The following is a 22,937-nucleotide window of genomic DNA, read 5'->3' as shown; positions in this document are numbered from 1 at the left end:
TCAACCTAAATTATTTTTTATTTTTAGATGATATATCCATCCATACTGCAATTAGTAATATGAAACCTTTAACGATATATTGCCAGAAGGTTGGTGTGTTCATCATGCTCATACCATTATCTATACTTGCCATTACAAGAGCTCCAACTAATGCTCCTACAACTGTACCACTACCACCAGCTAAACTTGCACCTCCAATAACACATGATGCTATAGCATCCATTTCTGCATTTTGTCCTGCTGATACTGAACCTGCATTTAATCTTGTTGTAAGTAATATACCTGCTACTGCGCAAAGTAAGCCTAATACTGAATAAACAACTATGATATGTTTTTTAACATTTATACCTGATAATCTTGCGGCATCTCTATTACCACCAATTCCATATACTCTTCTACCAAAGATAGTTTTTGTTCCTACAAACCCTAGTATTAACGCTAGAACTAACATTATAAAGGCTGGTATTGGAAAGCCTTGATAATCATTAAGAATTAATACTAATCCTAAAGATACTACTCCAATTCCCACAATAGTTGCGATATCAACTCCCATTGGTTTAACTTCTATATTATATTTAAGTTTATTTTTTCTATTATTTAATATTAAATATGCTGCACCTGCTACTGCTAATACAACTAATACATATCCAAAAGCTGTTGGAAGGTAAGCTTGCCCTATTGCTTTAAAGTCTGGAGTTAATGGCGCTACAGTGTTACCACCAGTAATACCTATTAATATACCTCTAAAAACAAGCATACTTGCCAAGGTAACTATAAAGGATGGTACATTTCTAAATGCTATCCAATATCCATTCCATGCTCCCATAATTACACCAAGTATTAAAGTTATAACTACTGTTGGAATAGCTGAAAAACCTAACCAAACATTTAAAATTGCTGCAATACCACCTAACAACCCAAGAGTTGACCCAGCTGAAAGATCTATTTCACCCAAAATTATTACAAATACCATTCCTATAGCAAGTACTCCTGTAATAGACATTTGCCTAAATAAGTTTGATAAATTTCTAGTTGTTAAAAAATTTCCATCTGTTAAAAAGGTAAATAACACCCATATTGCTGCTGTTGCTATTAATATTGTTGTCATCTTAGACTTAAATATAGTATTTAAGCCAAATTTGTTTCCTTTTTCTGAAGCTACACTCATACTTTTATTTTTACTTATTTGCATTTTATACCCCTCCTATAGAAGATACAACTTCTTCGTTATGATTTTCATCTACATTTTCACTTTTCTTTCCTACTGAATATTTCATAATCATTTCTTGAGTTAGACCATTATTATCAAGACTTGCCTTTATTTCACCTTCATTCATTACCAGAACTCTATCACTAATTCCAAGTACTTCTGGCAATTCTGACGAAACCATTATTATTGATATTCCTTGTTTAGCTAATTTAAAAATCAATTTATAAATTTCATATTTAGCTCCAACGTCAATTCCTCTAGTAGGTTCATCAAGTATTAATATTTGTGGTTCAGCTAAAAGGTTTTTTGCAAGTATTACTTTTTGCTGATTTCCTCCACTTAAATTTTTTATAGCAAGTTCAGTAGTTGCAGTCTTAATTTTTATATCATCAATAAGTTTTAAAACATCCATCATTTCTTTATCATTATCTATTACATTAAGTCCCTTTTTATATTTCAAAAGGTTACTCATTGTCATATTTTTAGCAACACTCATACCTGCAATTATTCCATCTTTTTTTCTATCTTCTGGAACCATTGCTATCCCTTTACTCAATGCCTCACTTGGATTTTTTATGCTAACTTTTTTACCTTCAAGATATATTTCACCATTATTTACACCTTGAAAACTTCCATATATACTTGCAACCATTTCAGTTCTGCCTGACCCAACTAATCCTGAAATCCCAAGTATTTCTCCACGTCTTAATGTAAAATTTGCATCTTTTACCCTTTTAATACTCTTGTTGAAAGGATCAAAAACATTTAAATTTTTTACCTCAAAAAATTCTTCACCAATTTCATGATCTTCTCTTGGAAATAAGTTTTTCATTTCCCTTCCAACCATCATTTGAACCAATTTATCTTGATCTATCTCTTTAATAGGAACTTGTCCTATTGTTGACCCATCTCTAATTACAGTAACATTATCACAAATTCTTGTAACTTCATTAAGTTTATGTGAAATATATATACATGTAACGCCATCTCTTCTTAGATCATCTAATATTCCCATTAGAACTTCTACTTCTCCTTCACTTAAAGAAGCTGAAGGTTCATCAAGAATCAACAATTTTGCATTTTTTGATAAAGCTTTTGCAATTTCAACTAATTGCTGATGTCCAATACCTAAGTCTCCTGCTCTAGTAAGAGGACTAACATTTAATTTAACTCTGTTCAATAATTCATTTGTCTTATTTAACTGTTCACTAAAGTTCACTAAGCCACGTTCACCAATTTCATTTCCCAAAAAGATATTTTCTGCTATGGACAATTGTTTAATAAGTGCTAATTCTTGGTGAATTATTGCTATCCCAACACGTTCAGAATCTTTTATCCCTGTTTGATTTAATTCATTACCTTCAAAGATTATTTGTCCTGAATAAGAGCCTGTTGGATGCTCTCCGCTTAAAACTTTCATAAGGGTAGACTTTCCAGCACCATTTTCACCACAAAGTGCATGAATTTCACCTTTTTTAACTTTTAGATTAACTCCATCTAATGCTTTAACTCCAAAGAATTCTTTGACTATATCCTTCATTTCTAAAATATACTCACTCATGAAATGCCTGTCTCCTCTCTAATACTGAGGTTTGAAGTCACCTTCAAACCTCAAGATACTATTTATTTACTTGGTCTTTTATCTGCTGGAACATTCTTATATACATCTTCAAACTTTTGGAAGCCATCTTTTACAACTGTAGCCATCATATTGTCAGCTGTAACTGCTATTGGAGTAAGTAATACTGAAGGTACATCCTTCTTACCATTATTAGTTACTGTTCCATTTGTTTGAATCTCTTCACCTTTAGCCATCTTTACTGCCATTTCAGCTGCTTTTGCAGCAATATCCTTTATAGGTTTATATACTGTCATTGTTTGAGTTCCCTCAACAACTCTTTGGCATCCAGCTAAATCAGCATCTTGTCCCGAAATAGAAACTTTTCCTGCTAAACCTTGTGCTTGTAAAGCTTGAACAGCTCCACCTGCAGTACTATCATTTGAAGCAACTACTGCATCTATTTTATTGTTATTTGCAGTTAAAGCATTTTCCATAATCTTTAAAGCTTCTTCTGCTGACCAGTCTTTTGCCCATTGGTCTCCAACTATTTTTATATCACCCTTATCAACTAAAGGTTTTACTATATTCATTTGTCCTTGTCTAAATAACTTTGCATTATTATCAGTAGGAGATCCACCCATCATAAAGTAATTTCCTTTTGGAGTTTTATCTACTATTGCTTTTCCTTGTAATTCCCCAACTTTTACATTATCAAAAGATACATAATAATCTAAATCACTGTTTGTTATTAGTCTGTCATAAGCTAAAACTTTTATTTTATTTTGATGTGCTTCATCAACTATAGGTGCAATCGATTCCCCATTATGTGGTATGATTACTAAAACGTCTACACCTTGAGATATAAGATTTTCTGCTTGAGACATTTGAGTTGGATCATCTCCATTAGCAGATTGGAAAACAACATCAGCTCCTAATTTTTTTGCTTCTGATTCAAAAATTTCTTTATCATGCTGCCATCTTTCAAGTCTTAAGTCATCCATACTTACACCAATTTTTATTTTCTTATTTCCATTGCTTGCAGCTTGACCATCTTTTTTTGCTCCACATCCTGTTAGGGCTGAAAATATTAATACCCCACTTAATGCTAAGCCTAATACTTTAATCATTTTTTTAGATTTCATGTTATTTCTCCCCTTTTTTTATAATTAAGTTCTTTTACAATGCTAATTATATAGTTTTAAGTAAACGTTTCAAATAGACTAATTGGCTGAGTTATAATTTTATATTGCTGTATTTATATAGCAAATTTTTACTAGAAAAACACTTGGATTAATTCATTATTAACTATACTTCCTTTATATAATTTCTGTGATCTGCATTTGCTGTGTCTCTACAATAAAGCCAAGACACTTGCTTAGCAGGTGATTTTCTGAACACTAAAGCATAAAAAAAATCCAAATTAACTCTTTAAAATAAGAATTAACTTGAATTATTTAATGATTATAGTAATATATTGCTCTTTAAATACCGATATTTTTTATACTAATTACTTATAACTTATTTTTCAAAAGTCTTCCCATCATTTATCTGTATAAAATCACTTAATACATCTGCAACTTTGTCTATTTGATTATAATCTAAAGTGTCTGGATTATCACTTGGATTATGGATACATGGTTGTAAATTATCCTGGCCTATATAGATATTAGGGATTCCCTTTTTTTCAAAACTTTTTTGATCACTTGTATCATTTTTCAATTTGACTTCTGAAAAATCCATCCCATTACTTTTAAAGGTAACTTTCATTGCTTCTGTTAACTTGCTGGATAAATTACTACTGTTATTTAAAGATATTTTTCCCGCATTTTTTCCACCAACACAGTCTATATTTATATCATATAAACTTGAATACTTGTCTTTTACTTCTTTAACAAAGGCTTTGCTTCCTTGTTGTGCTTCTTCTTCACCATTAAAAAACGCAATGATCACATCTTGGCTAAAAATTTTATTTTGTGACCTCTTCTTTAAGTTATCAGTTATTCTCACTAATGTAGCTACACCAGAGGCATTATCTAGTGCTCCGCTAATTATCTTCCCATCTTGATATCCAATATGGTCAAAATGTGCTGAAATAACTAGTGCCTTTGTACTATCCATACCTTTAATAATTCCTACCAAATTATGAATTTCTTTTGTTTCTGGTTTATCATTATCATTAATTAACCCATATTTTTTATAAACTTCTTGGGTATATGGTTCATAATATTCTCCTGAAAATAATGATTCCAGTTTTAAATCTTTTAGTATCCCTATAATATAATTTTCAGCTTTTTTGTTGCCCTCTGAACCAACTAAACGCCCTCCGAAGTCATCTGAACATAGGGTGTATATAATTTCTTTTGTATCTGGTATATGTGTACTCTTTTCTTCTTCAACTACTTCTTTAGATAAACTATCTTCTTTTCTCTCCGATGCATGAATATTTCTACTGACTGAACATCCTGTAAGATTTAATACTATTAATATAGAGATAAGAATACTAAACTTGTTCTTGATAACTATCACTCTTTCTAAAATAATTAATAACTACGCTCTTTCTTCTATAGCAGCTTTAAAATTAACTGGACTCACACCTTCATATTTTTTAAATACCTTGCTAAAATAATTGGGGTCATTGTAGCCAATCTTATAACAGACCTCTTTTACATTCATTTCTCCATTTGAAAGAAGTTCCTTAGCCATATCTATTCTGCATTTATTTACATATTCCGAAAAATTAATTCCAGTTACTTCTTTAAAGGTTCTGCTAAAATAATATACACTTAAGCCAAAATTACCAGCAACTTTTTCCAGTTCTAATTCCGTCTCAATATTTTCTTTAATGAAGCCTTTTACATTTTCAAACAACTTCATTTTCATTTTATTCATGCTTTTATTTTTATTGTTTTTAATATTAGTTGAAGGTTCTTCACTAAATCCATCATTACTTATCTTTCCATCAACATCATCAATATATATTATATTTACATTATCAGAATTATACACCAAACATTTAGTAGCTTGTCTATATGATTCAACTATTTCCTCTACGGAATCAAAGGCCTTTCCAAGCCCTGCTCTTATGGATACATTAAAGCGCCTTTTTATCTCTTGTCTTAAATTAAAAGCAAGATCAATTTCTAGATTTTTAAAATCACTAGTTTTTTCATTTTCTATTTGTATAAAATATGTTAATTCTTCATAGAATACATAATTTCCTATACATTTATATCTTCTATTAACGTATTCTTTAATATACTCACCTATTTTAATTTTAATTTGATCCTTTTCATTTCTGTTAATATCTTTATAATCATATTTATCTTTTATTGAAATAACCATTGCATAACTATTTATAAAACTCATATCTAAACATTGTAAGTACATTCTATAATCTACCCCTGCCAGCTTATCATTTATAATAAGATCACTTAATTGATTTTCAAGAACAGGCAATAAAGTATATATTTTTTCTTTATCTTCAATTTCACTTTTTCTCTTATCTTGCTCCTTTTTAACCCATTTTATTCCTAATGAAATTTTATCTATTATTTCATCTTTTGCAAAAGGCTTCAAAAGGTATTCTTTAACATTGATCTTAACCGCCTCTAATGCAAAATCAAAATAATCATACGCTGTCAAAATTATGCTATAAAGATTAGGTGAGGTAGCAAGCATTTCCTTTAATGCCTGTATCCCATCTATCCCAGGCATTTTTATATCAATTATAGCTATATCAGGTCTAATCCTTTCAGATATTTCAATTGCTTCTCTTCCGTTTTTCGCTTCATATATCTCTAGTTCTTCTAAAAAATTATCTTTTATTATATGTTTAACCGTTTCTCTGTCATACCTTTCATCATCAGCAATTAATATCTTCATCATTACTCTCATCCTCCATTATAGGTATTTTCAAATAAACCCTTGTCCCTTTCCCCTCTTCACTTTCCATTTTAAACATATTATTTTTATTGTATAGGTATCTCAGTCTTTTCTCTACCATATTTATTCCTAAACCAGTTGTATGACCAGTGTGTTTTGTGTTGTAATCATAATTATTAATCTTATCTAAAATTTCTTTTGAAATACCTACTCCATTATCTTCAATTACAATATTGCATTCATCATTTTCTGCATATATAGCAATATTTATATATCCTCCTTCTTCCTTTCCTTCAATACCATGTATAAAGGCATTTTCAACTAGTGGCTGTATGGTCATTCCCGGTACCTTTACTTTTCTCATATCCATATTTGCGCTTAAATTAAATTTAATTCTATCGTCAAATCTGCATTCTTGAATATAAATATAGTCTTCTACAATCTTAATTTCATCTTCTAATAATGCATTTGTGCTTGTACTCCTTAAAGAATATCTTAAAATATTAGACACTGATTTTATTAATTTACTTGTAGTTGTAGCATTTTCCATCATAGCCGTAGAATTTATACAATTTAGAGTATTAAACAAAAAGTGAGGATTTATCTGAGATTGCAGTACTTTTAAGTCAAATTCTTTTAAAGCATTCTCATATTGAAGATTTTTCATTTCCTCTTCTTTAAGCTTTTTTTCTAGTAAAAGCTTTTCATTTATGGAACTTATAAGCTCTTTTATGTCTTTAACCATAGTATTAAAAGTTTCTATAAGTATGTCAAGTTCGTATATATCTGTTTTATTTCCTTCATAATATTCAAACTGTCCCTTAGATACCTTATTTGAAGTTTCAACTATTCCTTTTAAACCTCCAGATATATTCCTTATAAAAACTAAAGCATATAATACACATAAAGCTAAAATTACTATAAGATATATTGTTAGAGCAACATAAATTACATTACTGTTTCTATTTAATTCTTTATAAGTTATGCTACTGGTTTCTAAAAGATTCTGCATTAAGGTAGCCGCATGGGTATCGCAATAAGATGCTATATTTTTAGCTGCTATAAAATCATCATAATAAAAAATATATCCCTCTCTATTTTCATAAGCTGTGATTGTATTATTAGATTTTTCTATATATGATTCCAGTGTATTATCTAAATCTCTTAATATATACTGATTTACATTATCAGAATTTATTTTAAGTGTATTAATTTTCTGTTTGGCAAGCGTTATTTCAATATCATAATTAGCTTTCTTATCTCTACTGCCATTTAATATGTATTGATTAAAATCATCTAAAGAATTATCTACATGCTGCCTAATTTCATTTGTCATAAGCATATTATTAAGCATAGTAGAATATCTAGCTTCAATCTTTTTACTCATACCTAAGGATATTATATTGCATATGCCTATAGGAATTATTAAACATATAACAAACATAATAAATTTGCTGTTTAAACTCTTAGTTTTCAAATTTATTACCTCCCTGCATATAAGCATCTACATTATTTTTATCAACGACATCTACATCTATTAAAGATTTAAAATTCTTAATATTGTTTCCTTGAATTTTATCCATGACAATATTAACTGCTCTATACCCCATTTCATCGCTTTTTTGAACTATAGTTGCTGAAACCAAGTCATTTTTAATATTTTTCAAGGTCTCTTCTAAATCATCGAAACATATAATTTTCACCCTGTCTTTATAATTTAAATCTTTTACTGCTTTAGCTGCTCCTATTCCATCAAGTGCTGAAGTGCAAAATAAAGCATCTATTTTATTATTTCTATTTAATATTTTTCTCGTTATAATTTCAGCTTCAAGCAGCATTGCATCAGAAGAATCTGTGTCAACAATTTTCAAATTAGAATTTGAAGTTATATATTTTGTAAAACTTTCTACCCTTTCCTTTTGATTTTTAACATTTTTACCTCCCATTACTATAGCTACATTACCTTCTTTTCCTATTTGTTTCACCATAGCTTCCCCAGCAACTTGTCCAGCTAAATTGTTATCAGTACCAACATATGCCAGTCTATCGCTATCTTCTTCATCTGCATCTATTGTAACTACTGGTATTCCCTTTTCTATTGCACTATTGATTTTTTGTTTATATTTTCCTTCCTCCTGAACATAAGTTATTATTCCACTAACTTTTGCCGAGGTTGCCATTTCAAAAATATTTAGCCCATCCTCTGTACTTGCAGTCATAGGTCCTAAAAATTCTACTACTGCTCCCCTTTCTTTTGCAGCCCTTTCTGCTCCTGCCTTTATACTGAGCCAATAAGGATTAGTTTTAATGTGTGAAATTAAAACTATTTTAGGCTTAATTGGTTCTTGGTCTACTTTCTTTTCTTTTAACAAATAAATAAAAAATAAATTACTGCAAAAAAAAATTACAACTAATGGGATAATTATAATCTTTTTTAAATCTCTCATTATTGTCAACTCCTTTTAATATAGGCACCTAGAATATTATTTTTTTAGAGTATCTGAATTGAACTCAAAGTTTAATTCAATAATGTTATTCTATATTCGTTCTATCCTATAGTCAACACTTTTTGTATAGGTTTACTTGTTAATTATTCCAAATTTATATATTATTTTTTTATTTTAATCAAATAAATAGCATTATTCCATTGGTTTTACCGACTATATTTTATTATGATTTCTTTATTTCATAATATTTCAAACAATGCTTCAAAAAATTTTAGTAGCAATCCAAAAATCCATCTAGTTGTAAACAAAAAAACTAAAAAGACATGAAGAAGGGGCAACACTTTGAATGCTGCCCCTCAAATATTTATTTTGATATGTAAAAATTAAAATACATATTTTTTCTCCAGCTTAAGCAGGTAATTAATAACTTCTTTAATTACATTAACTCTGCTGTCTTTGTAATTGTTTTAAAATATTTGTTTCCTTCTTCAACGTCGTATTTTCCTTCCCACTTAGATATAACCACTACAGCCAATGAGTTTCCTATTACATTAACAGTAGTTCTTGCCATATCAACAATACGATCAATTCCAGCGATAAATGCTACCCCTTCTACTGGTATTCCTACAGAACCTACTGTAGCTAATAAAACCACGAAAGAAGCACCTGGAACGCCTGCCATTCCCTTTGAAGTTAACATTAATACAAGCACTAAATTAATTTGTGTTGCAAGTGGTAAATGAATTCCATATATCTGCGCAATAAAAAGTGCTGCAATTGCTTGATATAGGGTTGATCCATCTAAATTAAAGGAATATCCTGTTGGTATAACAAAGGATGTGATAGCCTTTGGACAACCAAACTTCTCCATCTTCTCCATAAGCTTTGGTAAAACTGCTTCTGAACTTGCAGTTGTATAAGCTAAGATGATTTCATCTTTTAAAATCTTTATAAGTGTTATTATACTTGTCCCAGCAAATTTAGCTACTAAGCCAAGAACAACAAATACAAAGAAAAACATTGCTATATATACAGTAATAACTAATTTACCTAATGGAATTAGTGACGCTACTCCAAATTTTGAAACAGTTACACCTATTAGACCAAAAACCCCTAGTGGAGCAAGTTTCATAATCTGGTTAGTTACCCAAAACATTGCATCAGCTATTCCTTGGCAAATAGAAAGAACTGGTTTTCCTTTTTCACCAATTGCAGCAACACCTAATCCAAACATAACAGAAAAGAATATTACTGGAAGCAAGTCTCCTTTAGCAAAAGAATCGAAAACATTTGTTGGAACAATATTAATAATTGTATCCGCAAAACTATGTTTAGATGCTGCATCTGCTGTACTCATATATTTATCAATACTTACTGATGACAATTCTTGAATATTTATTCCTGCTCCTGGATGCACCAAATTCGCTAAAAGCAACCCAATTACTATAGCAACTGTTGTTACTATTTCAAAATAAAGTATTGTTTTCCCACCTATTTTACCTACTTGTTTAATATCTCCTACACCTGCAACTCCAACGACAAGTGATGAAAATACAATTGGAACGACAATCATTTTAATTAATCTGATGAAAATATCACCAAATGGTTGTAAATACGCTACAACAGCAGGATTACCATAAAAAATCGCTCCTACAGTAATACCTAATATAAGTCCAATAAGAATTTGAATTGCTAGTCCTATTTTTTTCATTTCATAGCCCCTCCCAGTAGTCAATAATTTAACTATTAATGTTTTACAAAATAATAACTACTAATAAATTTATTTGTTCATCATAATTAGACATTGGTCCAATTAGTAATTTTTAAAAGTTTTATATAAAAATCAAATTTACAGATACATTATAGCACAAATAATTATTTTACCCCTTTGTTTGAAAATTCAGATTTTTGACAAATGCTATTAGGCCTTTCTTTTCAACGTATTCAATTAATATTTACATATTATTATGATAGTATTCTTATTAAAATATGCATAAAATTTATAACATATCTTTCATAATAAATAAAAAGCAGCTTTTGCAATAATACTAAAAAAGTACTATTGCAAAAACTGCTTCTATATTTATTCTCCATATTTTTTACTGTATTTCACTTGAACTTTTATTTGTGGATGCATTTTGCAAAACTGGCTTATTACAAAATAGCAACTTGGACAAGGCTCCCATTTGCTTAATATGATTAGATTCCCCTCATCCTTCAATGTTTTTTCTTCAATTTGTTTATGTATTTCCTCTAATATCTTCTTTTCACTATCATTAACTCTGTTATATCCTATACCTAATTCTCCTAATTTATTAACCTTATTACTTTTAAAAACAGCCTCCTCTTCTTTAGGTGCAACACAATAATCAGCTATATTGTTACTTCCACTTATCGCCTTAAATTCTTTATTATCATATGTTGCTAATGCTATATTTATAGAATCCTGCAAGGCCTTGCTTTGATTTATTTTAAAGGTTGTTTTTTCATTTTCATGAACCTTCATATATTTATTTATATTCTTCGTTAAACGTTGCATTCTAGGTATATTATTACTTAAATGTTGATGATATTCTATAGTACCTATTTTGGCTGGAATATATCTGTAATCTATGTCTTTAGGTATTTCTATAGATACTACTTTAATTTTTATTTCCTCATTATATTTTTCTCTTGAGCATTCTTTTCTAGTAATAAGCATTTTTTTTAATAGCTCAATATCCTTTGCATAAAGATATTCTTTCTCTATTTCTTTTTCTAAACTATATAATTTTTCTTTTTCTTCATGATTTGCTATTTCAGATATATCCCTTTTTATTTCTTCTATTCTAGTTATTATATGCTCAACATCATCCTTAGCTTTCAATTCTCTTTCATACTCAACTCTAGCTATACTCAGCTTTTTTATTTTTCTTATCTTCTCGCATAACTTATTATGTTCATTTTCAAATAAGCTTATTTTTTTCATATAATCTATAAAGTCCATAATATCATTTGCTCTATAAGTAACCGCTGTATCTTTAAAAGAGGTAAAAATTTTCTTCGCCACACTTCTATCTAGTTTTAAAATATCTATAATTTTATCTATGAATTTCTCTTCCTCTAATCCATTTACGTCATATCCCTCTTGTTTTAATGCCGCTCTAAAATCACTTAAATTATTAATTCTTATTCTTTCCTTTTTAATTTTCTTTTTTAACTGAGAATTTTCTTGTGTCATTCTAACCTCTTAACTCTTTAATAAATTTAATAATGTTATTCTATATTTGTTCTATTTCATAGTCAACATTTTTTATTTGCATTTGTTTTTCTCAGACGGATTAAGTGTATGTATTCCACATTAAAAATAGTAGCTTCTCTAAAAAGCTACTATCCTTTATATATATCCAAATGAATAATCAAACTTATAAATGGAATATACATGCATCATTGAGAAATTATAATCGTAACACTACACTAGAAATTAGATACATATTTGTGCAAGCGGCATATGAGATTAAGCTGTGATGGTTATTTGTGGAAGGTTGTTCCACTTTCTGCTTGTCATAAATTTACTTTAGGAACATGCAGAAATGGGTGCAACCTTCCACTTAGAACCCATCCAGCGAAAATTTCATTAGTCCGCTGTAATAAATATGTGTTTAATTTCGGTACGTTCCGCATATGTCTAATTCTTGCTTTGGATATCTATAATTAAATATTAAATTTTTGAATTACTTCATTAAGCTTCTGAGCAAGTTCAGCCTGATTTTGAGCTGTTAAAGCTACATGCTCTAAGGCTTGAGTTGTCTCATTCATACTTTCTCTTATTTCTTCAGCTTGCTCACTTGATTTTTGTGTATTTTGTGCCATATTCTGCATAGCTTCACTTACTTGTCCTACTGTGGCAGTGATTTCCTCTGACATTGCAGCAATATTTTCTGACATTGTGCTGACAAAATCAGCATCACTATAATACTGATTGCCTGTTTTTTCATATTCAGTAAATTGCTTATGTACGTCTGTATTAATAAATTCCAATATATCATTTCCAGTATCAATACTATTTTTAAAGGCTTTTTGTACTTCTTCTATAGTTTCTTGAATATTTTTTACAGCTTCTGCTGATTGTTCAGCAAGGGTTCTAACTTCTTCTGCAACAACTGCAAAGCCTTTTCCTTGTTCCCCTGCTCTTGCAGCTTCGATTGCAGCATTTAGTGCAAGCAAATTAGTTTGTTCTGCTATACTAGCTATTGTGCCAGCCATAACTTTAATATTTTCCACTACCTTCTCATCTTCAATAGCTTTCAACATCCTATTTTTCTTTTCATTGAATATTATTTGAGATTCTTCAATTGCTTTTTTACTACTATCTTTAACTTCTTTTGCTCTAACTTTAGATTCATTGGAATTATTACTTCCTTCCATAGCTTTCTGAGATAGTACAATTACACTAGAATCTACTTCTTCAATTGATGCTCCTATTTCTTCTGTTTCAGCACTAGCTTCCTGCATATTACTTGCAATTGTATTAACTGCCTCATCTATGTTTATAGCTTTTGATGATATTTGCTCAACTGTAGCTGAAAGTTCTTCTGATGCAGCACTCATACTTTGAGAATTTTCAATTATTGTTTTAACAAGTTCTTTTATGTTATTTTGTGCTATAACTAAAGAACCTCCCGTTTGTCCAAATTCATCTTTTCTAGTAACTTCAAAATCAAAAGACAAATCATAATTTGCAAGTTTTTCACCAAACATCTTTATTTTTTGAAGTGGTTTATTTATATCACGAGATAGAATTACTCCTAGTAAAATTGCTAATATAAGGCCAATGATACTTAAAGCCATCATAATCATGTTAGATGATGCATTAATTGCCTTGATATTATCATTTGCTGACTTTGCACTATCCACATTGATATTAATTAACTTATCTAAAGAAATAAACATTGGCTCAGTTACTTTACGTATTGGTACATATTGTTTTTCAGCCTCTTCAAAATTTCCTTCATCTACAAGTTTAATAACATTTTCTCTTAAACTTCTATACTGAGTTATATTTTTTTGAAATTCTTCATATACCTTCTTTTCCCCATCACTAATATTAATACTTTCAAATTCGCTCATATAATTAGTGTTCTCTTCCTTATCATTTGCTATACTTTTTTTCAATTCATCTTTTTGAGCTTGATCCTTTACATATATCAATTCAGCCATATTACCTCGAACACGTTCTAAGTTAGCTTGCATATCAGTTAGTATGTATACAACCCTAAGATTTTGACTATATATACCTTCAGCCTTTTTACCAACATTTTTTAGTGATATAACTCCTACCCCTCCAACCAAACCTATCAATAGTGAAACAATTATAAAGCCTCCAATAAGTTTTGTTCTTACTCTTACATTCCCTAAAGAAAACATATGTAACCCCTCCCACAGTTTATTAAAAAAGAAATTTTATTTATATACTTCATGAAAGAATTAAAAATTTCATTTCAGATTCCCAAACCCAATATATAATCAAAGCAAAAACATTTCTTCTAAATTCGACAATTTTCTATAAAACAAAATTACTTTTACTTAATATATTCTGTATAAATACAAAAATTCCTCCGATAATTGAATTTTTTTCAAAAAAAGCATAAAAAAATGGCAACTCAACTTTAAAGTGCTACCATTTTTTAAATTACTTTAAAAATTCCTATAGTTTATATATATCCTTTCTATTTCTATCAAATCATTTTCAAGCCAGCCTTCAGTAAGCTCGGCAAATCCTTTCCAAAATTGTCCTCCTGCATTTTTATTTACAACTTCTACCCACAGAGGCACCCAAGACAGCAAATGCTTATTTAAAAACTCCTTTTGCATTGATAAGTTTTCACTTAATTTTTCTAATTCATCCGCATTCAATCCTTCTAAATTATATTCTTGCCCAATACTGCATAGTTGTGACATAAATGATAATTGTAAAGGAAGATAATCAGCCGCCTCACTCGGCTTAACGTCTAACCCTACACTATTATAATAGCTTCTAACCTCTAGTTCTATATCTCCAAAAAGTAATTTATCTTTTGTTTTATATACAGATTTCCAAAGTGGTGCTAAAAGCTCATTAGGCCCCACAAATAATCTTTGATGCTCTTCTAAAATAGCTTTCTTATAATCAAAATTATCACTTTCATTTAATTCATTAATGATTTCCAAAGCTCCCTTAGAAAGCTTTTTATTGTGTTCATAGTTTTTAAAATTATTCAACAAATTACTTTTATTTAAAAGCTCTAAGCCTTCATTTACTTTTCCAGCATAGAAAAGTGATAATATATAATATATTGCTTTTCTTTCAGAAAACCATTGATTTATATTATCCATTTTTATTTGCACACCCCTTTGCATTTTTGTGTGGAGTAATCACCAAGGCTGGTTTTGTAATATCAGAGCTTGGTAGTCCATCAGTTTCATTTACAGTACCGTACTTTTCTTGCAGCTCTTCTAAATTCCCGTAATCCAAAGCTCTCATTGGACATGCTGAAACGCATACTGGGTCTTTTCCACCTTCTATTAAATCTAAACAAAAATCACATTTTCTAGCTTTCTTAGAAACTGCGTCATATTGAATCACTTTATAAGGACAACTATTTACACATGCCCTGCAGCCAATACATTTATCCTTATCTATAACCACTATTCCATCTTCAACTCTCTTATATAATGCTCCTGTTCTGCATTTTTTTACACATGCAGGCTCAATACAGTGATTGCAGCTTATAGATGTCCAAAAAGCATATATATCCTGTATAACTACATTTCCCTTTTTCACATAATTGCCACCAGTAGTTTCATATACTTTTCTAAATTGTTCTCCTACCTCTAGGTTATTTTTATCTTTACAAGCAATTTGACAAGTAGAACATCCTGTGCAGTGCTCCTGCTCAAAATAAAAGGCCAATTGTTTCATCATTTCTTCTCCCCCTATGCTTTTGTTATTTCCACCAGTGCAGTATGGCTTGGATTTCCAAAGGCTAATGGTGTAGGTTTATATTTAGTCAAGGTGTTAATACAGCCTCTTCTATCAATTCCTTCTTTATCTGGAGAATACCAAGCTCCTTGAGGTATAGATACAACTCCAGGCATAATCTTAGGAGTGACCTTAACAGGTATTATGATAGTTCCCCTGTCATTAAAAACTTTAACTAATTCCCCATCCTTAAATCCACGCTCTTCTGCATCTAAAGTATTAATCCAAACTGAATGTGGCTCCACCTCTTCCATCCAATTCATATTATCAAAGATCGAATGAACTCTTCTTTTTGTATGATGACCGATACATTGAAGCGGATATTTTTCCTTTAATGAATCTTCTGGACCTTCCCAAGCTGAAACATATTTAGGTACAGCTGGTATTTCTTTTAGATTATTCTTATTCCATAAAGCCTTAGAGAAAATTTCTATTTTACCCGAAGGCGTGGGAAATGGATTATTTTCAATATCCTCTATTTGTTCTTTAAATGCAATACTTGGTTCATCATATTCCCATCTGTATATCCCTTTTTCTTTAAATTCTTCATAAGACGGGAACCCTGGATTTTTCTTTGCTGTTTCGTGAGTTATATATCTTAACCAATCTTCTAAGTTTTTACCTTCAGTAAATTCTTCCTTTAAGCCTAATCTCTCTGCTAAAGCACTTATCCAGTCATAGCCATTTCTACATTCATAAACTGTATCTATAGCTTTATTCATATAAAGTACATAATCTCCATCAACCCAAGGAGTAACTATATCATCTCGTTCCATCATATTATCTGCTGGAAGAAGTATATCTGCATATTTAGCACTTGCTGTTAAAAACTGCTCTGATACAAGGATAAATTCAACTTGACTTTCATCTTCTAATAGCTTTCCTGTAGCAGTAGAATCTCCGTGTTGATTTATAAGACAATTTCCACCTAAATTAAAAATAAGTTTAATATTTGAGGTTAATTTATCCACCCCTACAACACTGTAATCTGCTCCCATTCCTTTACCATGAGTTATGGCGTCAGGCCAAGAAAATACAGAAATTTCAGCTTTATTAGGATTATCATTAGGTATTGAAGCTACATATTGCTGCCTAGCTATATAGCCAGTTCCAGATGCCCAGCCTCCACTAACACCAACATTACCTGTCATAGCTGCAAGCACTGTCCCACTTCTTACCACTTGTTCCCCATAAGCATGTCTTTGTGGTCCAAAACCTTGTATTAATGCACCAGGCTTATTCATTGCATATTCTCGTGCTAACTTAATAATTGTTTCTCTTGGAATCCCTGTAATATTTTCAGCCCATTCTGGAGTCTTTGGCGTTTTATCCTCACCTTCCCCTAAGATATAGCTTTTAAAAGAGTTCCCCTTCGGTATTCCTTCAGGCATATGCTCTTCATCAAAGCCTAAACAATATTTATCCAAGAATTTTTGGTCTTGAAGGTTTTCGCTAATTATAACATGAGCCATTGCATCTAATAATGCGCTATCTGTAGTTGGACGTATTGGAATCCACTCATCTGCAAGGGCTGCTGCAGTACTTGAATACATTGGATCTATGCAGATAATCTTTGCTCCAGCTTTCTTTGCCATTTTAAGATAATAGGCAGTATTAGTATCATGAACCGTTTCACAAGGATTAAAGCCAAGTAAAATTATTAACTTAGAATTACACCAATCCTCACGACTATTCCCAGTATAGGCTGTTCCATAAGTATAGGGAGTAGCTATTTGAGTACATGCTGAGCTATATGAACCATAATAAGATAAATATCCTCCATTCAAACTAAGAAGTCTACCCATCCATTTTCTTTCAGCAGTCTTCCCTGCATTTCCTGTGGCATAATTCATATAAATAGAATCAGATCCATACTTTAACCTAATCCTTTTAATATTATCTGCAATGATATCAAGAGCTTCATCCCAGCTAATACGTTCAAACTTTCCTTCTCCACGCTTTCCAACTCGCTTCATAGGATATTTTAATCTATTATAATTATATAGGCGATTACGATAGCCTCTGCATCTTAAGCAACCCCTTAGCTGTGGCTTTTCAAAGGTATCTTCAATATCATCTTCAGTGGATATCTTTACAACTCTATTGTTTTTCACATGCGCCTTAATTACACAACGTCCACCACAATTATGAGAGCCTGAAGTTCTAATAATTTTTTCACTTGTATCTAAATTATTTTTATTTTTAAATTTAAAAAATCCATCGCCATATGTATCTTTAATTGAATTATCTCCACTTATTAAATTTTCTATATTAAGAAAGCTGCTTCTTGGTATGTAATTATTAAAGTTACTCTTTTCATCACTCATTTTGATTTTCCTTTCTTTAAACAAATGATCAACTCAATTGTAAATTTTCAATAATCGATGATCAATGGTCAATTTAGGGTGATTCCCTTTGGAAATCTTAGAACTTTGAACAATTCTTTTTTGTAATGCATATAAAATTCTAAGTAATCTCTCCTTATAACTCTAAGAAATCCTGAAATAATTTCTTAGAAGTGACAATTGCTCATTGATTCCTAGTAATTGCATTATATCATGTTTTTTTGAATCAGAATATTATGATATAATAAACATAACTTAACCGTATTGGGGGTGTTTTTTTATGAAGGTCTGTGATACATTCAGCTTTAAATCAGTTTGCTCCTTGCAAAGACTATACAAAGTCGGCTATGCTTTGTTTGGAGCCTAAGCTGTTAAGTTAGCTGGAATGCGTACATGTTTTAGGCTCTGTGACACATAGCTTTTTTGTATTCTTTGCTTTAATACTTTCTAAAAAGTGGAGGAGTAAGGAAATGAAATATGCAAAAGCACAAGATGTGTTACCAGAGGAAATTGTTCAAATTATACAAAAATATGTGGATGGAAAATATCTTTATATTCCTAGGAAAGATGAAAATCATAAAGCCTGGGGAGAAAAAAGTGGTATAAAAAGTAGTCTTAAGGTAAGAAACAATGAAATTTATAAAAAGTACATTAGTGGTGCTACTATTAATGAATTAACTAATGAGTATTACCTTTCAGAAAAGAGTATAAGACGAATAATTAGTAAAGAAAAACTCATATGCTCATAATCATTACAGAACTGTTTATTAGATTGAAGCCTTATTTAAAATCATGTTATGATTTTATTGAAGAAATCAATAAGGCTATCAAAAGTAAAATGATTGTGAATATATATTATATTTTATATAAAAGATGATTATTATTGCTTTAAACTTAAGTGGTAGTAATCATCTTTTGTTTACAACTATAGATGTCCAAACCAAGAATTAGACTTATGCAAAACTTACCGAAATTAAACACATATTTATTACAGCGGACTTATGAATGATAACAATAGAAAAGAGGTGCTATATTTTATGAACGCTTTCATAAAAAAACATGAATACAATTATATTAAGAAATGTATGGAGGATTTAAATAACGCTTATAAAGGAACTTCCGACACTAATATTATTGAGGCTACTAAGTCTTATATATGTGATAAGATATTAAATATTTTTCCAAACTTATCAGAGGAAGAAAAAGAATTATTAGACATCACTAAAATAAATGATCCTTTATATATTGATTCATATTTGTCTAGTTTGAAGGAATATGTATATGGAATGCAAATCCCAACAACTGCTCAACTCAGCAAGTTATTTAAAAAAGAAAAGAAACTTAAATTACCAAATCTAGATAAAGAAACTTCAAAGAAAGTTTATTTAGGCTGGTTTGATGACTCAACTAGAAAATTATTTATAGCTTATAATATGATGGATAAGCTTGTTGGTATGACATGTACACTAACAAGTCATAGTTCAAACAACACTCATATGTGTGCACTTTGTAATAGAATGGGTAAGGAAGATGAAATAGCATTTGTCTCTGCTATTTGTAAAACGAATTATACTGGTGAAGGTGCTTATAAATCAATAGGTTTTGACGTATGTTTAGATAGTGAGAAATGCAACGAACGAATTACCTCTACTAAAAAGCTTGAAGAAATTTTAAAGGAAGTTAACAATTTAAAGTGATAGCTTTATAAAAATAAATTCCCTCCTTATTTTACTTAAGAATAGTATTTGTTTTTATAATTAGTTCAAATAATATAAAAGCCTAGTAACATAAAACTAAGCTTTTTTATAATCCTATTTTATTAATCTTTAATATACTTTTTTTCTTACTACTAGGTTTATCTGACAATAGAAACCTTCTTAGAATCTGAATAATTCAATTGATTATTTCCATTATATAAATCATTATAAACAGCTTTTCTACGAATTTTTATATTATAATAAATTTCAATATTATTTAAAATAGGCTTATAAACTGTGTTTTCCTTATATTTATTTGAGCATTCTAATGCTTCAGCTATAGATTTATGTAGACCTAAAGCTACAGCTGCACTTGCAAATGCACCGAGAGCAGTAGTTTCAAAATCAGATGGTAAATTTACAGATTCTCCATACATATCAGCTTGTATCTGATTAAAAAGGGGATTTTTAGTAAGCCCACCAGAAATATTAATTCTAGCTATCTTTCCTACATATGAGCGTAGTATATCTAGATTTTCACCTATTTCTGCTGCTATTCCTTCTAATATACTACGTGAAAAGTCCCCTCTTCTAGTACCAAGTGAAACACCATGAAATAAACCTGTAGCATTTGGATTCCAATTGGGTGAACCACTGCCTTGAAAATATGGCAATAAAATAATACCATTAGAACCTGGCTCAGAACTTTCTGCATCGAAATTTATTTTATCATAGTTATATTCAGCAGTTTCATCACTACAATAAAAATTATTATTAAACCAATTATAAATAGTTCCAGATGTTAATATGCTAGCTTCAAGAATATATTTATCAGGAACCGCAGAAACACTACAAATAACTTTACTAACTGGATCAATATGAATCTTGTCAGAAGAAGTAATAACAAATGATCCTGTTCCTGTGGTCACTTGAGTATCACCTTCATTAATCACACCATTTCCCATTGCACTACATTGCTGATCACCACCAGCTGAAATTACAGGAATCCCTGTTTTTAATCCAGATAGTTTTGAAAAATCATCAGTTGTATATCCCACAATGGAACCTTGTCCACCCAAAGTACATAATTTATCTTCATCTATATCAAATAAGTTAAGTAAATCAGCATCCCACTTAAGAGTATGTAAATTCATTAATAGAGTTCTACTGCCATAAGTATAATCAGTTCTTAACTCATTAGTCATTATGCACATTAGATAATCTGCTATAGTAACAATCTTAAACGATTTTTTGTATATCTCTTCTTCATTTTGCTTTAACCATGCTATCTTAGGAGCTAAAAAAACCGGACTCAATTTTAAACCTGTTCGTTCATAAATATAATTTTCGTGTTGAGATAAATTTGAACATATTTCAAGTGTTCGCCTGTCTTGCCACATTATAGCTTTACGTAATGGATTATATTCAGAATCTAATGCAATCATAGAAGAACGTTGGGATGTAAGTGAAATACCAATGATTTCATCAGATAAAGCTTTTACAATATCAACAGATTGTTTTACTATATTAACAAGAGCTTCTTTAAATGTAAACGGATCTTGCTCAACCTTATTATCAATAAGATATTCTGGAGAATATTTTTCTTGAATAATCTTGTGTACCTTTCCACTTTTGGAATATAATACACCACGCATACTCGAAGTTCCTACATCAATTACCAAAATGATCCCCATATATAAATCTCCTTATCTAATTATTTTTTTAATTTTTTATAATATTGAAGTAGTGGCAATAAGGACATTTTAAATATTCTCCTGCAATTCTCCTAAAATTTTATGTATATGTATCATTAAGTACAATTCTTCTTGAATAGGAAGAGTTCTAGAATATTCATTATAAATATAAGTATTAATTTTTTTTACACATTCGTATTCTGCACTACAATTAGTCCTTATTTGTTCATAAATAAAATCTACTTGTTCTTTACTAGGCTGATTATCAAGAAATCTTTGAGAAAAAGCCTTCAGGTGTGTTATAAAGCGTTTATAGTAAAATGAATTTTCATCGTATATAATTGCAAAGTGATAGTGAACAATCCCCAGTATATCTTTTATTATTTTAGAAATTTTCTTGTTTTTTTCACTATAAGGGTTATCCTGCTGAGCATTAATGAAATGACCAGCAATATTTATACATTCTTCTTGTGGAAGTTCCAAATTTAAGCTTTCATTAATTATTCTTAGTGCATATATTCCAATATCATATTCATTAGGATTAAAATCTTTAATTTCTAACAAATAATTATTTTCTATTACAATATTAGATTTAAACCGCTTTACAGCAAATGCAATATGGTCAGTTAATGCTAAATATATATGATTCATTAATTTCATATTATATTTTGTTATTGCGTAATCAATAATAGTTTGTGCAATATTGAAATAAACCTCGTCAATTTCAGCAGCTAGCTGTATAATATTTCTTTTCATAGTTTCATCATGAAGAACAAAAATTTTTTCAATCTCTTCTTTTTTTAATTCATAGCCTATAGTATGTTTATGTCCTATCCCCTTTCCCATTAAAATCATTTCATTCTCTGTTGTATCCTTTGCAAGTACCAAGGAATTATTTAATATTTTTGTAATATGCATACTTAGCACTCCAATCTCATCATTGTATTCTAAATAAATAGAGTTAATTTAAGTGAGTTTAGAAAAGTTCAATAATGTATTTTGCTTTATCTGATAACTAACATCTGTAAAACTCCATATGAAAAGTTTCACTTTATTGTCATTTGAGTATATGTAACTACAAGATGCATATACTCAATGTTC

Annotated in this window: 17 protein-coding genes; 2 read left to right on the top strand and 15 right to left on the bottom strand. The window is 30.0% G+C overall.

Features of this window, described 5'->3' with window-relative positions; translation table 11 throughout:
* Nucleotides 1-10 precede the first annotated feature (10 nt).
* The 13 genes from L3B98_RS08885 to L3B98_RS08825 all read right to left on the bottom strand — a co-directional run bounded on the left by L3B98_RS08885 (nucleotide 11) and on the right by L3B98_RS08825 (nucleotide 18,427).
* Nucleotides 11-1,192 carry a sugar ABC transporter permease gene (locus tag L3B98_RS08885; RefSeq protein ID WP_238916359.1) on the bottom strand — a complete coding sequence of 394 codons (1,182 nt, stop codon included), beginning with the start codon at nucleotides 1,190-1,192 and terminating at the stop codon, nucleotides 11-13.
* Nucleotide 1,193: 1 nt separating this feature from the next.
* Entirely contained in the window at nucleotides 1,194-2,771 is a 1,578-nt protein-coding gene (locus L3B98_RS08880; protein WP_238916358.1) for a xylose ABC transporter ATP-binding protein, read from the bottom strand.
* 62 nt (nucleotides 2,772-2,833) lie between these two features.
* Nucleotides 2,834-3,913, bottom strand: a complete 1,080-nt coding sequence (xylF, locus tag L3B98_RS08875) for a D-xylose ABC transporter substrate-binding protein (RefSeq protein WP_238916357.1) — start codon at nucleotides 3,911-3,913, stop codon at nucleotides 2,834-2,836.
* 376 nt (nucleotides 3,914-4,289) lie between these two features.
* The gene (locus L3B98_RS29090) at nucleotides 4,290-5,297 is read right to left on the bottom strand and encodes a M28 family peptidase (RefSeq protein ID WP_238916356.1); all 1,008 of its coding nucleotides are present in this window, start codon (nucleotides 5,295-5,297) and stop codon (nucleotides 4,290-4,292) included.
* Nucleotides 5,298-5,318: 21 nt separating this feature from the next.
* Nucleotides 5,319-6,656, bottom strand: a complete 1,338-nt coding sequence (locus L3B98_RS08865) for a response regulator (RefSeq protein ID WP_238916355.1) — start codon at nucleotides 6,654-6,656, stop codon at nucleotides 5,319-5,321.
* Complete coding sequence (locus L3B98_RS08860; RefSeq protein ID WP_238916354.1) at nucleotides 6,634-8,130, bottom strand: sensor histidine kinase; 1,497 nt, start codon at nucleotides 8,128-8,130, stop codon at nucleotides 6,634-6,636. Before L3B98_RS08860 ends, L3B98_RS08865 begins: the two co-directional genes overlap by 23 nt.
* The gene (locus L3B98_RS08855) at nucleotides 8,120-9,100 is read right to left on the bottom strand and encodes a substrate-binding domain-containing protein (RefSeq protein ID WP_238916353.1); all 981 of its coding nucleotides are present in this window, start codon (nucleotides 9,098-9,100) and stop codon (nucleotides 8,120-8,122) included. The genes L3B98_RS08860 and L3B98_RS08855 overlap by 11 nt, the downstream gene beginning before the upstream one ends.
* A 436-nt stretch (nucleotides 9,101-9,536) precedes the next feature.
* On the bottom strand, nucleotides 9,537-10,811 hold the full coding sequence (locus L3B98_RS08850) for a cation:dicarboxylase symporter family transporter (RefSeq protein WP_015392429.1): 1,275 nt from the start codon (nucleotides 10,809-10,811) through the stop codon (nucleotides 9,537-9,539).
* A gap of 372 nt (nucleotides 10,812-11,183) precedes the next feature.
* A complete protein-coding gene (locus tag L3B98_RS08845; protein ID WP_238916352.1) occupies nucleotides 11,184-12,320 on the bottom strand; it encodes a deaminase domain-containing protein in 1,137 nt (378 codons plus the stop codon).
* 473 nt (nucleotides 12,321-12,793) lie between these two features.
* Nucleotides 12,794-14,506 (bottom strand): methyl-accepting chemotaxis protein, encoded by a 1,713-nt coding sequence (locus L3B98_RS08840; protein WP_238916351.1) that lies wholly within the window; start codon nucleotides 14,504-14,506, stop codon nucleotides 12,794-12,796.
* A gap of 270 nt (nucleotides 14,507-14,776) precedes the next feature.
* On the bottom strand, nucleotides 14,777-15,454 hold the full coding sequence (locus tag L3B98_RS08835; RefSeq protein ID WP_015392426.1) for a molecular chaperone TorD family protein: 678 nt from the start codon (nucleotides 15,452-15,454) through the stop codon (nucleotides 14,777-14,779).
* Nucleotides 15,447-16,043, bottom strand: coding sequence for a DMSO/selenate family reductase complex B subunit (locus L3B98_RS08830; RefSeq protein ID WP_015392425.1), 597 nt, complete (start codon nucleotides 16,041-16,043; stop codon nucleotides 15,447-15,449). Before L3B98_RS08830 ends, L3B98_RS08835 begins: the two co-directional genes overlap by 8 nt.
* 11 nt (nucleotides 16,044-16,054) lie before the next feature.
* Nucleotides 16,055-18,427: a DMSO/selenate family reductase complex A subunit gene (locus L3B98_RS08825; protein WP_238916350.1), complete on the bottom strand. Its 2,373-nt coding sequence runs from the start codon at nucleotides 18,425-18,427 to the stop codon at nucleotides 16,055-16,057.
* A gap of 488 nt (nucleotides 18,428-18,915) precedes the next feature.
* Here L3B98_RS08825 and L3B98_RS08820 point away from each other — a divergent pair, with 488 nt between their 5' ends.
* Both L3B98_RS08820 and L3B98_RS08815 read left to right on the top strand, forming a co-directional pair.
* The gene (locus tag L3B98_RS08820; RefSeq protein WP_238916349.1) at nucleotides 18,916-19,194 is read left to right on the top strand and encodes a CD3324 family protein; all 279 of its coding nucleotides are present in this window, start codon (nucleotides 18,916-18,918) and stop codon (nucleotides 19,192-19,194) included.
* A 288-nt stretch (nucleotides 19,195-19,482) separates the two neighbouring features.
* Complete coding sequence (locus L3B98_RS08815) at nucleotides 19,483-20,142, top strand: FusB/FusC family EF-G-binding protein (RefSeq protein WP_238916348.1); 660 nt, start codon at nucleotides 19,483-19,485, stop codon at nucleotides 20,140-20,142.
* A 158-nt stretch (nucleotides 20,143-20,300) separates the two neighbouring features.
* Here L3B98_RS08815 and L3B98_RS08810 read toward each other — a convergent pair whose 3' ends face one another.
* Entirely contained in the window at nucleotides 20,301-21,836 is a 1,536-nt protein-coding gene (locus L3B98_RS08810; RefSeq protein WP_238916347.1) for an FGGY-family carbohydrate kinase, read from the bottom strand.
* 69 nt (nucleotides 21,837-21,905) lie between these two features.
* On the bottom strand, nucleotides 21,906-22,754 hold the full coding sequence (locus L3B98_RS08805; RefSeq protein ID WP_238916346.1) for a PRD domain-containing protein: 849 nt from the start codon (nucleotides 22,752-22,754) through the stop codon (nucleotides 21,906-21,908).
* Nucleotides 22,755-22,937: the final 183 nt, after the last annotated feature.

Origin of the sequence: Clostridium sp. YIM B02555 (assembly GCF_022320955.1) — a bacterium.
In the GTDB taxonomy this organism is placed as follows: domain Bacteria; phylum Bacillota; class Clostridia; order Clostridiales; family Clostridiaceae; genus Clostridium; species Clostridium saccharoperbutylacetonicum.
The sequence above is the reverse complement of the archived record's forward strand: the minus strand, read 5'-3'. Positions and strand labels throughout refer to the sequence as shown.

Bases quoted from the DNA above. Each gene is read 5' to 3' on its own strand.
- L3B98_RS08885 (WP_238916359.1), bottom strand. From the start codon at position 1,192: ATGCAAATAAGTAAAAATAAAAGTATGAGTGTAGCTTCAGAAAAAGGA.
- L3B98_RS08880 (WP_238916358.1), bottom strand. From the start codon at position 2,771: ATGAGTGAGTATATTTTAGAAATGAAGGATATAGTCAAAGAATTCTTT.
- xylF (WP_238916357.1), bottom strand. From the start codon at position 3,913: ATGAAATCTAAAAAAATGATTAAAGTATTAGGCTTAGCATTAAGTGGG.
- L3B98_RS08865 (WP_238916355.1), bottom strand. From the start codon at position 6,656: ATGATGAAGATATTAATTGCTGATGATGAAAGGTATGACAGAGAAACG.
- L3B98_RS08855 (WP_238916353.1), bottom strand. From the start codon at position 9,100: ATGAGAGATTTAAAAAAGATTATAATTATCCCATTAGTTGTAATTTTT.
- L3B98_RS08850 (WP_015392429.1), bottom strand. From the start codon at position 10,811: ATGAAAAAAATAGGACTAGCAATTCAAATTCTTATTGGACTTATATTA.
- L3B98_RS08845 (WP_238916352.1), bottom strand. From the start codon at position 12,320: ATGACACAAGAAAATTCTCAGTTAAAAAAGAAAATTAAAAAGGAAAGA.
- L3B98_RS08840 (WP_238916351.1), bottom strand. From the start codon at position 14,506: ATGTTTTCTTTAGGGAATGTAAGAGTAAGAACAAAACTTATTGGAGGC.
- L3B98_RS08835 (WP_015392426.1), bottom strand. From the start codon at position 15,454: ATGGATAATATAAATCAATGGTTTTCTGAAAGAAAAGCAATATATTAT.
- L3B98_RS08830 (WP_015392425.1), bottom strand. From the start codon at position 16,043: ATGATGAAACAATTGGCCTTTTATTTTGAGCAGGAGCACTGCACAGGA.
- L3B98_RS08825 (WP_238916350.1), bottom strand. From the start codon at position 18,427: ATGAGTGATGAAAAGAGTAACTTTAATAATTACATACCAAGAAGCAGC.
- L3B98_RS08820 (WP_238916349.1), top strand. From the start codon at position 18,916: ATGAAATATGCAAAAGCACAAGATGTGTTACCAGAGGAAATTGTTCAA.
- L3B98_RS08815 (WP_238916348.1), top strand. From the start codon at position 19,483: ATGAACGCTTTCATAAAAAAACATGAATACAATTATATTAAGAAATGT.
- L3B98_RS08810 (WP_238916347.1), bottom strand. From the start codon at position 21,836: ATGGGGATCATTTTGGTAATTGATGTAGGAACTTCGAGTATGCGTGGT.
- L3B98_RS08805 (WP_238916346.1), bottom strand. From the start codon at position 22,754: ATGCATATTACAAAAATATTAAATAATTCCTTGGTACTTGCAAAGGAT.